Annotated in this window: 14 protein-coding genes; 2 read left to right on the top strand and 12 right to left on the bottom strand. The window is 66.9% G+C overall.

Going from position 1 to position 9554, the window contains the following annotated elements:
- Positions 1–72: 72 nt before the first annotated feature.
- A complete protein-coding gene (gene petA / locus AC1HFW_RS19850) occupies positions 73–714 on the bottom strand; it encodes a ubiquinol-cytochrome c reductase iron-sulfur subunit (protein ID WP_006392317.1) in 642 nt (213 codons plus the stop codon).
- A 140-nt stretch (positions 715–854) separates the two neighbouring features.
- Between petA and mscL the strand changes: the two genes are divergently transcribed.
- Positions 855–1313 (top strand): large conductance mechanosensitive channel protein MscL, encoded by a 459-nt coding sequence (gene mscL, locus AC1HFW_RS19845; RefSeq protein WP_006392318.1) that lies wholly within the window; start codon positions 855–857, stop codon positions 1311–1313.
- Positions 1314–1801: 488 nt separating this feature from the next.
- On the opposite strand, the gene AC1HFW_RS19840 is transcribed toward mscL, so the two are convergent.
- Positions 1802–2578, bottom strand: a complete 777-nt coding sequence (locus AC1HFW_RS19840; RefSeq protein ID WP_479285011.1) for a Nif3-like dinuclear metal center hexameric protein — start codon at positions 2576–2578, stop codon at positions 1802–1804.
- Between the two features lie 19 nt (positions 2579–2597).
- Between AC1HFW_RS19840 and AC1HFW_RS19835 the strand changes: the two genes are divergently transcribed.
- Positions 2598–3758: a trypsin-like peptidase domain-containing protein gene (locus tag AC1HFW_RS19835; protein ID WP_006392320.1), complete on the top strand. Its 1161-nt coding sequence runs from the start codon at positions 2598–2600 to the stop codon at positions 3756–3758.
- Between the two features lie 43 nt (positions 3759–3801).
- Here the strand turns inward: AC1HFW_RS19835 and AC1HFW_RS19830 are convergent, their stop codons facing one another.
- From AC1HFW_RS19830 to AC1HFW_RS19785, 10 genes are all read right to left on the bottom strand, one after another.
- Positions 3802–4209, bottom strand: a complete 408-nt coding sequence (locus tag AC1HFW_RS19830; RefSeq protein WP_479285010.1) for a helix-turn-helix domain-containing protein — start codon at positions 4207–4209, stop codon at positions 3802–3804.
- 118 nt (positions 4210–4327) lie between these two features.
- Complete coding sequence (gene tatC / locus AC1HFW_RS19825) at positions 4328–5119, bottom strand: twin-arginine translocase subunit TatC (protein ID WP_006392322.1); 792 nt, start codon at positions 5117–5119, stop codon at positions 4328–4330.
- Entirely contained in the window at positions 5116–5751 is a 636-nt protein-coding gene (gene tatB, locus AC1HFW_RS19820; protein ID WP_479285009.1) for a Sec-independent protein translocase protein TatB, read from the bottom strand. The genes tatC and tatB overlap by 4 nt, the downstream gene beginning before the upstream one ends.
- A 69-nt stretch (positions 5752–5820) precedes the next feature.
- A complete protein-coding gene (tatA, locus tag AC1HFW_RS19815) occupies positions 5821–6048 on the bottom strand; it encodes a Sec-independent protein translocase subunit TatA (protein ID WP_006392324.1) in 228 nt (75 codons plus the stop codon).
- 14 nt (positions 6049–6062) lie between these two features.
- The gene (locus AC1HFW_RS19810; RefSeq protein WP_006392325.1) at positions 6063–6431 is read right to left on the bottom strand and encodes a histidine triad nucleotide-binding protein; all 369 of its coding nucleotides are present in this window, start codon (positions 6429–6431) and stop codon (positions 6063–6065) included.
- A gap of 15 nt (positions 6432–6446) precedes the next feature.
- Positions 6447–6797, bottom strand: coding sequence for a phosphoribosyl-ATP diphosphatase (locus AC1HFW_RS19805; protein ID WP_006392326.1), 351 nt, complete (start codon positions 6795–6797; stop codon positions 6447–6449).
- Positions 6794–7198, bottom strand: a complete 405-nt coding sequence (gene hisI, locus AC1HFW_RS19800; RefSeq protein ID WP_006392327.1) for a phosphoribosyl-AMP cyclohydrolase — start codon at positions 7196–7198, stop codon at positions 6794–6796. Before hisI ends, AC1HFW_RS19805 begins: the two co-directional genes overlap by 4 nt.
- Positions 7199–7200: 2 nt before the next feature.
- A complete protein-coding gene (gene hisF, locus AC1HFW_RS19795; protein ID WP_006392328.1) occupies positions 7201–8019 on the bottom strand; it encodes an imidazole glycerol phosphate synthase subunit HisF in 819 nt (272 codons plus the stop codon).
- Entirely contained in the window at positions 8016–8756 is a 741-nt protein-coding gene (gene hisA, locus AC1HFW_RS19790) for a 1-(5-phosphoribosyl)-5-[(5-phosphoribosylamino)methylideneamino]imidazole-4-carboxamide isomerase (protein WP_006392329.1), read from the bottom strand. Before hisA ends, hisF begins: the two co-directional genes overlap by 4 nt.
- 68 nt (positions 8757–8824) lie before the next feature.
- Complete coding sequence (locus AC1HFW_RS19785) at positions 8825–9523, bottom strand: imidazole glycerol phosphate synthase subunit HisH (protein ID WP_479285008.1); 699 nt, start codon at positions 9521–9523, stop codon at positions 8825–8827.
- Between the last annotated feature and the right edge of the window lie 31 nt (positions 9524–9554).

The raw sequence follows: 9554 nt of genomic DNA, 5'->3' as shown, positions 1-9554 counted from the left end.
AACGGCTCCTTCTCTAATACGTGGCGTATTTGTTTTACTTACGTAATTCGGGAAAAAAGCGCGACGCGTGCGTCAGGCCTTGTTGTCTTCATCAACGCCCACGATGATGCGGGAGTCGGTGAGATACTGGTACGGCGGAACTTCGAGATTATCGGGAGCGGGCTTGTTCTTGTAGACCCGGCCTGCCAGGTCGAACGTGGAGCCGTGGCACGGACAGAGGAATCCGCCTTGCCAGGAAGCGCCCATGCCGCCACCGCCGCCTGTTTCGAAGTGCGAGGTGGGCGAGCAGCCCAAGTGGGTACAGATGCCGACGCAGACGAACAGTTCGGGCTTGCGCGAGCGGCCCTCGTTTTCTGCGTATTTGGGAGTGAAGCCGGGCCGTTTGGAGTCGGGATCCGCCAGGAGCGCGTCCTGGGTCTTGAGGCCGGCGATCTGTTCAGGAGACCGGTGGATGATCCAGACCGGTTTGCCACGCCATTCCACGGTTTTCATGGTGCCGACGGGAATGTCGCCCACGTCGACTTCGACGGGGGCGCCGGCGGCGCGGGCTTTTTCAGAAGGGGAAAACGTGCTCACAAGCGGTATTGCCGTTGCGACACCTGCTACGCCACCCACAGCACAGGCGGTGGTTACCCAGAAACGTCGCGAAGGATCGGGCGGCAGATTTGGATCAACCGCACCGTCATCATCATGCACCAGCGTATCCTGACTCATCTTCCTATCCTTGTTGATGCGCCCGCTCTACGAGTAGCATCACTTCTGCGGCATCGGCTTCGCGGGAATATGTAACAACATAGCAACCGCGTATTATAGCGCCAGCCTACTGGTGGGCGTATCACGAAGGGAGTGCTTTTATGAGCAAAACAACTGGTTTCGTCAAAGAATTCCGGGATTTCGCCGTCAAAGGCAATGCGGTTGATTTGGCGGTTGGTGTGATCATCGGCGCGGCGTTCGGCAGGATCGTCGATTCGCTGGTCAAGGATATCGTCATGCCTCTGGTGAACTTCGTGCTTGGCGGGTCCGTTGATTTCTCGAACAAGTTCCTGGTGCTGTCGATGCCTGCTGGTTACAACGGGCCGATGACGTATGCGGATCTGACGAAGGCGGGGGCCAATGTTTTCGCCTGGGGGAATTTCGTCACGATCATCATCAACTTCGTGTTGCTGGCGTTTGTGATCTTCTGGATGGTGAAGGCGATCTACAAGGCGCGCACGAAGGCCGAGGAAGCGCCGGCGCCGGCGGCTCCTGCCGCGACGCCTGAGGATGTGGCGTTGTTGCGCGAGATTCGGGATTTGTTGAAGAGGCAGCCTTGAGCTGAAATGGAAGAGCGCCCTGTGGGGCGCTTTTTTATTGGTTCAGGGGTTGTTTGCTTGCGGAGGTTGTGGGCTTCGTAGGCCGCCCGGCGCGGGGGGGCGCGGGCGGGGCGCGCCTGCGATTGCGGTCCGGAGCGTTCGCTCCGGACTGCCCCGTGCTCAACCTCGTTGCCGCCTTTGGCGGCTGCCTTCGGTTTCCGCCGGGCGCATCTGACGGCGCGCCCCGCCCGCGCCCCCCCGCGCCGGGCTACGGGTTTCGAGGTTCCAAGCGCTGCTGGACCCAGGCGGCATGGGAGAGGCTTGGGTTGCCCGCCGCCACCGGCTGCGCGGGCAGCCGGTGGCGGCATACATGCTTCTGGGAAGTGGGGGGGCGTGCGCTGCGCGCTTGCGGTGAGCGGCGCGGGTGGCTGCGGAGCGCTCAGGGGCTGTGTGGCTGCGGGCAAGGGGGGGCGCTGGGATCAGCGTTGCGGCCGTGCCCTTCGTTGCTGTTACACCGGGTTGTCGAGGTCCACGAATTCGACCTTGATGCCGAAGCGTTCCGCCACGGCCTGGCCCAGGGCCTGGATGCCGTAGCGTTCGGTGGCGTGGTGGCCGGCGCCGAGGAAGGCGACGCCGGTTTCCTGGGCGAGGTGGAAGGTGGATTCGGAGGCTTCGCCGGTGATGTAGACGGTGGCGCCGGCGTCGATGGCGTCGGCGAGCATGCCTTGGGCGCCGCCGGTGCACCAGGCGATGCGGGCCAGGGGCTGGTCGGGGTTGCCGACGACCAGGGGCTGGCGGCCCAGGCGTTGCTGGATGCGGGTGGCGAGCTGGCCGAGGGTGGCGAGGTCGGGGGCGGTGCCCAGCCAGACCAGGTTGTCGGGGCCACAGGTGCGCGGCGCGCCGTCGTCGCGGCGTTCGGGTTCCAGGCCCAGGACGCGGGCCAACTGGGCGTTGTTGCCCAGGGTGGGATGGGCGTCCAGGGGCAGGTGGTAGGCGTAGAGATTGAGGTCGTTCTTCAGGGCCAGCGCCATGCGGGTGCGGCGCGTGCCGATGACGCGGCGGTCCTCGTTGCGCCACATCCAGCCGTGGTGGACCAGCACCGCGTCGGCGCCGCGTTCGACGGCGATGCGCAACAGGGCTTCGCTGGCGGTGACACCGGTGATAATGTGTCCGACTTCGGATCGGCCTTCCACCTGCAGCCCGTTGGGGCAGTAGTCCTTGAAACGGGCGGCTTGCAGGGTGTCGTCCAGCCAGGCGGCCAGGACGTGGGAGTCCACTTTACTCATTGCTAGTCCTATCAGAAACATGCGCCGATATTGGCTGATCTTCGCTCAGGCCGTCACGGTCTGCCTGGGTATTCTATTCGTCGTCACCACCTTGCGGCCGGATCTGCTGCGGCTGGTCGGGCCGGACGCCGCGCCCGCCGCGACGTTGCCGCCGGTTGCCGCGGCCGCGCGGCCGGTGGCGGGAGCCGTGTCCTACGCCGATGGCGTGGCGCGCGCGGCGCCGTCGGTGGTCAATGTCTACACCACCAAGCACGTCGACGTGCCGCTGGTGCCGCTGCCGGACGATCCGATCCTGCGTCAGCTGTTCGGCCAGGTGCCGGGCGTGAGCCGGCGCCAGGCCAGCACCAGCCTGGGCTCGGGCGTGGTGGTGAACCATGACGGCTACGTGCTGACGAATTATCACGTGGTGCAGGCGGCCGACGCCATCGAGGTGGCGCTGGCGGACGGGCGCAAGGACACGGCCAAGGTGGTGGGCGCGGATCCGGACACCGACCTGGCGGTGCTGAAGCTGGCCAGCCTGCGCAACCTGCCGGCGGCCACGCTGGCGCCGGACCGCGGCCTGAGGGTGGGCGACGTGGTGCTGGCGATCGGCAATCCGTTCGGCGTGGGGCAGACCACCACGCAGGGGATCGTGTCGGCGCTGGGCCGCAACGGGCTGGGCCTGAATACCTACGAGAACTTCATCCAGACCGATGCCGCCATCAATCCGGGCAATTCGGGCGGCGCGCTGGTGGATGCGCAGGGCAACCTGGTGGGCATCAACACCGCGATCTATTCCGAGTCCGGCGGCTCGATGGGCATCGGCTTCGCCACGCCCATCGACATCGCTCGCAAGGTCATGGACGAGATCGTCAAGACCGGCGGCGTCAAGCGCGGCTGGCTGGGCGTGGAGCCGCAGGACCTGACGCCCGAGCTGGCGCGCGCGTTCCAGCTGGAGCGCGATGCGCGCGGCGTGATCATCGCCGGCGTGCTGCGCGACGGCCCGGCCGCCAAGGGCGGCCTGCGCGTGGGCGACATCGTGCAGACGGTGAACGGCAAGCCGATGATGGACACGTCGGGGCTGCTGGCCGAGATAGCGCAGTTGACGCCGGGACAGCGCGCGACGCTGGGTGTGCTGCGCGGCGGCAAGGTGGCCGAGCTGACGTTGATGGTGGGCACGCGCCCGGGGCTGCCACGCTGAGAATTCGGCGCTGGCCGCGAACCGCGGTGGCGTGGGCGTGCCGCTACGATCCGGCTTCGGGCAGGCTTGGCGTTTGCGGGCGACCGGGGCGACGGGGGTGGCACGGCATGTCGAGCACCAGGCGCACGACCTGCAGCACGCGCTTGCGGGTGGCCTCGGGCTGATCGCGCAGCAGCGCGCAGATTTCGATGCAGTAGGCGTCGGATTGCGGTGCTTCATGCGGGGCCGGCGCGGCGGTCTGCACGACCATGCCGTCGGCCAGCCAGGGCACCTGCGTGTCCAGCGCCTGCGCCAGCCGCAGCAGCGTGGCGCGGGTGGGCGCGTAGCGTTCCTCGCGGGTGAGGATGCGGTGGATGCAGGACTGCGGCACGCCGGAGATGCGGGCGAGCTGGTTCTGGCTTTTGATGCCGCGCCACCGCATCAGGGCGCGCAGGCGTAGGGCGAGCGACATGGCCGCAATGTAAGTTTGCAGCCCGCTCGGGACAAGCGGAAACCGTCCGTTTGTGCGAAAAAAACGGGGGCCATCGGCCCCCGCTTCGCTTGAACGCGATGCGTTCAGTGGTGTGCGCTCAGTTGCGTTCAGTCAGCGAGCCGTCATTGACGGCCTCCTCGGCCCCGGCCTTGGGCGTGACCATGCGCGCGCAGATCAGTCCCAGTTCGTACAGCAGGCACAGCGGCACCGCCAGCATGAACTGGCTGACCACGTCCGGCGGCGTCACCACCGCGGCGATGATGAAGGCGCCGACCACCACGTAGCCGCGCGCGCTCTTGAGCTTGGACAGCTCCACCACGCCCATGCGCACCAGCAGCACCACGGCCACCGGCACCTCGAAGGTGATGCCGAACGCCATGAACATGGTCATGACGAAGCTCAGGTAGGCCTCGATGTCCGGCGCCGGCGTGATCGATTGCGGCGCGAAGGTGGCGATGAAGTGGAAGACCGTGCGGAACACCACGAAATAGCAGAACGCCATGCCCGCGATGAACAGCAGCGTGCTGGAGATGATGAGCGGCAGCGCCAGCCGTTTCTCGTGCTTGTAGAGGCCGGGGGCGACGAACGCCCAGGCCTGGTACAGCACCACCGGCAGCGCCACGATGAAGGCGGCCATCATGGTGACCTTGACCGGCACCATGAAGGGCGTGATGACGCCGGTGGCGATCATGCGCGTGCCCTGCGGCAGCGAGGCCAGCATGGGCTGGGCCAGCACGTCATAGATGGCGGAGGCGCCGGGATAGATGAACAGGATGATGAACACCACCACCACCGCGCCGACGGCGCGCAGCAGGCGGGTGCGCAGTTCGACCAGGTGGGAGATGAAGCTTTCCTGCTGGCCGTCTTCTTGGGAGGCGTCCTGGGTCACGTTGCGGTTCCGGGGGGCGTGGCGGGCTTGGCGGCCGGCGGGTGGTCGCTGGCGGCGGGCGCGTCGGCCGCGGGCGCCGGGGTCGGCGCGGGTTGCGGGGCGGGGGGAGCGGGCTGGGCTGCCGGCGCGGCGGCGGGCGGATCCAGGTCCAGGCTCAGGTTCGGGTTGGGCGGCGCGATGATGCGTGGCGGCTCGGCCGGCTGGGCGGCGTGCGGTGTCATCAGCGGGTTGGCCGCCGGGGCCGGCGCGGCCGTATTGGCGGGCGCGGCGAGCGGGTCGGCGGGGGCGGTGGTTTCGGCGCCGGCCGTCAGCGCGGGCTTGCCACTGGCTTCACGGGCGACTTCGTCGAGTTCGGCGCGGAATTGCTGCACCGGTTCCTGCAAGGCGTTGTGGGTATCGTTCAGGGACTGGTGCACATCCTGTGCCGCCGTCTCCATTTCGCTCTTGAATTTGCGCAGCTCGTCCAGCTCGATCTCGCGCTGGATATCGGATTTCACGTCATTGACGTAACGCTGCGCGCGGCCCAGCAGGTGGCCGACCGTGCGGGCGACCTTGGGCAGGCGTTCGGGGCCGATGACGATCAGCGCGACGACGCCGATCACCATCAGTTCAGTGAGGCTGACATCAAACATTCGACGGCCGCTCGGGAATTGAGGCAATTAGGGCCGGCCGGTTCAGGCCGGGCCCGGGGGAGCAGGCGCTCAGGTGTTGGACTTTTCCTTGGCCTGCACGTCGATGGTGTCGCCGGCGACGCGCTGCTGCGCGATGGGCTCGGCCGGCTTCTCGCCGTTGGCGTCCTTCATGCCTTCCTTGAAGCCCTTGACGGCGCCGCCCAGGTCGGACCCGATGTTACGCAGTTTCTTGGTGCCGAAAATCAGCGCCACAATGACCAGAACGACCAGCCAATGCCAAATGCTAAAGCTACCCATGATGGTTCTCCGTATTACGCAGTGGGGGCCATGCGCCCTTTCCAGGGTCGCTGACCGCCGATGATGTGGAAATGCAGATGCGGGACTTCCTGGCCGCCTTCGACGCCAGAATTGATCATGATGCGAAACCCGCCATCAGGGCCCGGGCTACAACCGTTTTCAGCGGCAAGCCGCGGCGCCAATGCCATCATTCTACCCAACCAACCTGCGTCCTCGGCCGTAATATCCTGCATGGATATGACATGACGTCGAGGTATCAGCAATAAATGCACCGGCGCGGCCGGGTTGATATCGTGGAATGCAACAAACTCCTCGTCCTCGTAGACCTTCTTGGACGGGATTTCGCCGGCGGCGATCTTGCAGAAGATACAGTTGGCGCTCATTTTTCCGGTTCCGTGTCAGTCCTGGGGACGGCTGGCCTTCTCGGCCAGGCCCGACAGCCCTTCGCGGCGGGCCAGTTCGGCCAGCACGTCGTCGGGCCGCAGATTGAAGTGCGTCAGCGCGACCAGGCAATGAAACCACAGGTCGGCGGTTTCGCTGACGATGCGCTCGGGCACGCCATCCTTGGCGGCCATGACCAGTTCGGTGGCTTCCTCGCCGATCTTCTTGAGGAAGGCGTCGGGGCCCTTGGACAACAGCTTGGCCGCGTACGAGGCCTTGGGATCGCCGCCGTTTTCGGGGCGGCGGGTTTCCAGGGTGTCGGCGATGCGGGCCAGCACGTCGTGGGCGGTCAGGGGCGAATCGGTCATTTGTAGATCAGCTCGGGGTCTTTCAGCACCGGGTCCACCGTGACCCAGGTGGCCTGGTCGGTCTGGCCTTCCAGGCGGCGGTAGAAACAGCTGGCGCGGCCGGTGTGGCAGGCGATGCCGCCTTCCTGGTGCACCTTGAGCAGCACCACGTCGCCATCGCAATCCAGGCGCAGTTCATGCACCTGCTGCACGTGGCCGGATTCCTCGCCCTTGCGCCACAGGCGCTGGCGCGAGCGCGACCAGTACACCGCGCGGCCGGTGGCGGCGGTCTCGGCCAGCGATTCGCGGTTCATCCAGGCCACCATCATGATCTGGCCGTTGTCGGCATCCTGCGCGATGGCGGGGATCAGGCCGTTTTCGTCGAAGGCGACGTCGGCCATCCAGCTGGGTTCGTTGCTCATCTTCACATCCTCACTGCAATGCCCTGCTCGGCCATGAAACGCTTGCACTCGCCGACCGTGTGCTGGCCGAAGTGGAAAATGCTGGCCGCCAGCACCGCGCTGGCGCGGCCCGTGGTGACGCCGTCGGCCAAGTGCTGCAGGGAGCCGACGCCGCCCGAGGCGATGACGGGCACCGGCACCGCGTCCGACACGGCGCGGGTCAGTTCCAGGTCGAAGCCGGACTTGGTGCCGTCGCGGTCCATGCTGGTCAGCAGGATTTCGCCGGCGCCGTAGGCGGCCATGCGGCGGGCCCAGGCCACGGCGTCCAGCCCGGTGGCCTTGCGGCCGCCATGGGTGAACACTTCCCAGCGCGACGGTTCGCCCGCGGCCGAGACCCGGCGCGCGTCGATCGCCACCACCACGCATTGCGAGCCGTGGTAGTCGGAAGCCGCGCGCACCAGTTCCGGATTGGCCACGGCGGCGCTGTTGATGCTGATCTTGTCGGCGCCGGCGTTGAGCAGGCGCTGGATGTCCGACACCTGGCGCACGCCGCCACCCACCGTCAGGGGGATGAAGACCTGCGAGGCGACCTGCTCGATGATGGGCAGGATCAGGTCGCGGCCGTCGCTGGTGGCGGTGATGTCCAGGAAGGTGAGTTCGTCGGCGCCCTGCTCGTTGTAGCGGCGGGCGATCTCGACGGGATCGCCAGCGTCGGCGAGGTTGACGAAGTTGACGCCCTTGACGACCCGGCCGGCGGTGACGTCAAGGCAGGGGATGATGCGGCGGGTCAGCGCGCTCTGGGCGGGCGCGCCGGCCTCGGGGGACCTGCTGGCGGTGTTCATTTGGCCAATTCGTCGGCGCGCGCCTGCGCCGCCTGGAAGTCGAGCGTGCCTTCGTAGATGCTGCGGCCCAGGATGGCGCCTTCGACGCCCTCTTCCTCGACGGCGCACAGCGCTTCGATGTCCTGGATGCCGGCGATGCCGCCCGAGGCGTACACCGGGATGCGCACGTGCTGCGCCAGGCGCACGGTGGCCTCGACGTTCACGCCCGACAGCATGCCGTCGCGACCGATGTCGGTGTAGATGATGGCTTCGCAGCCGTAATCCTCGAACTTCTTGGCCAGGTCGAGCACGTCGTGGCGGGTCAGCTTGCTCCAGCCGTCGGTGGCGATCTTGCCGTCGCGGGCATCGAGGCCGACGATGATCTGGCCGGGGAAGGCGCCGCAGGCGTCCTGCAGGAAGCCCGGGTTCTTGACCGCGGCGGTGCCGATGATCACGTAGGAAATGCCGGCGTCGAGGTAGCGCTCGATGGTGTCGAGGTCGCGGATGCCGCCGCCGATCTGGACGGGGATGTCGTCGCCGACGGCGTCCAGGATGGCCTTGATGGGCGCTTCGTTCTTGGGCTTGCCGGCGACGGCGCCGTTCAGGTCGACCAGGTGCAGGCGGCGGGCGCCCTGCTCGAGCCATTTGGAAGCCATGGAGGCGGGGTCTTCGGAGAACACCGTTGCATCGTCCAGGTCGCCCTGGCGCAGACGCACGCAGCGTCCGTCTTTGAGATCGATGGCGGGGATCAGCAGCATGGTTGGCAGCGGGAAAATATGGGGTTGAACGGGCTGGAGCGCATTGGCCAGAGCGGTGTGCTGATGGCTTACGGCTGCCAGTCTACAAAATTGCGATACAGGCGCAAACCGTGCTCGGCGCTCTTCTCGGGGTGGAACTGCACCGCGAAAATGTTAGCTGCCGCCACCGCGCAGGTAAAGGCGACGCCATAATCGGTTTCACCAACGGTCAGGCTCGTATCGGCCGGGTCGGCGTAATAACTATGGACGAAATAGAAATGCGTGTCGCCCGGAATGCCGTCCCAGATAGGGTGAGAGCGCGTCTGGCGGACTTTGTTCCATCCCATGTGCGGGACTTTCAGCAGTTCGGGGCGGGCGTCGACCGGGCCGGCGGCGCCGGTGTCGGCCAGGCAGGCCGCGTCGTCGCCGGTGGCGAGGTCGGCGAAGCGCGGGCCGGCAAAGCGCCGCACCACGCCGGGGAACAGGCCCAGGCAGGGGGTGGCGCCCTCTTCGCTGGAGTCGAACAGCATCTGTTCGCCGACGCAGACGCCCAGCAGCGGCTTGCCGCGGGCGGCCTTGACGACCGCTTCGCGCAGGCCGGATTCATTCAGGGTGCGCATGCAGTCCGCCATGGCGCCCTGCCCGGGAAACACCACGCGGTCGGCCGCGTCGATTTCATGGGGCTGGTTGCAGATGCGGATGTCCGCGTCGGGGGCGGCGTACTTGAGCGCGCGCGCGACGGAGTGGAAGTTGCCCATTCCGTAGTCGACGATGGCGATAGTGGTCACTTCGGTTTACCTGATGCGTGGCGGGAGGTCG

It is taken from the genome of Achromobacter sp. ISS7 (assembly GCF_056523125.1).
This window is presented reverse-complemented; position numbering and strand designations above follow the sequence as displayed.

Excerpts from the sequence above, each read along its gene's own strand:
- petA (WP_006392317.1), bottom strand. The coding sequence starts at position 714 with ATGAGTCAGGATACGCTGGTGCATGATGATGACGGTGCGGTTGATCCA.
- mscL (WP_006392318.1), top strand. The coding sequence starts at position 855 with ATGAGCAAAACAACTGGTTTCGTCAAAGAATTCCGGGATTTCGCCGTC.
- AC1HFW_RS19840 (WP_479285011.1), bottom strand. The coding sequence starts at position 2,578 with ATGAGTAAAGTGGACTCCCACGTCCTGGCCGCCTGGCTGGACGACACC.
- AC1HFW_RS19835 (WP_006392320.1), top strand. The coding sequence starts at position 2,598 with ATGCGCCGATATTGGCTGATCTTCGCTCAGGCCGTCACGGTCTGCCTG.
- AC1HFW_RS19830 (WP_479285010.1), bottom strand. The coding sequence starts at position 4,209 with ATGTCGCTCGCCCTACGCCTGCGCGCCCTGATGCGGTGGCGCGGCATC.
- tatB (WP_479285009.1), bottom strand. The coding sequence starts at position 5,751 with ATGTTTGATGTCAGCCTCACTGAACTGATGGTGATCGGCGTCGTCGCG.
- tatA (WP_006392324.1), bottom strand. The coding sequence starts at position 6,048 with ATGGGTAGCTTTAGCATTTGGCATTGGCTGGTCGTTCTGGTCATTGTG.
- AC1HFW_RS19810 (WP_006392325.1), bottom strand. The coding sequence starts at position 6,431 with ATGAGCGCCAACTGTATCTTCTGCAAGATCGCCGCCGGCGAAATCCCG.
- AC1HFW_RS19805 (WP_006392326.1), bottom strand. The coding sequence starts at position 6,797 with ATGACCGATTCGCCCCTGACCGCCCACGACGTGCTGGCCCGCATCGCC.
- hisI (WP_006392327.1), bottom strand. The coding sequence starts at position 7,198 with ATGAGCAACGAACCCAGCTGGATGGCCGACGTCGCCTTCGACGAAAAC.
- hisF (WP_006392328.1), bottom strand. The coding sequence starts at position 8,019 with ATGAACACCGCCAGCAGGTCCCCCGAGGCCGGCGCGCCCGCCCAGAGC.
- hisA (WP_006392329.1), bottom strand. The coding sequence starts at position 8,756 with ATGCTGCTGATCCCCGCCATCGATCTCAAAGACGGACGCTGCGTGCGT.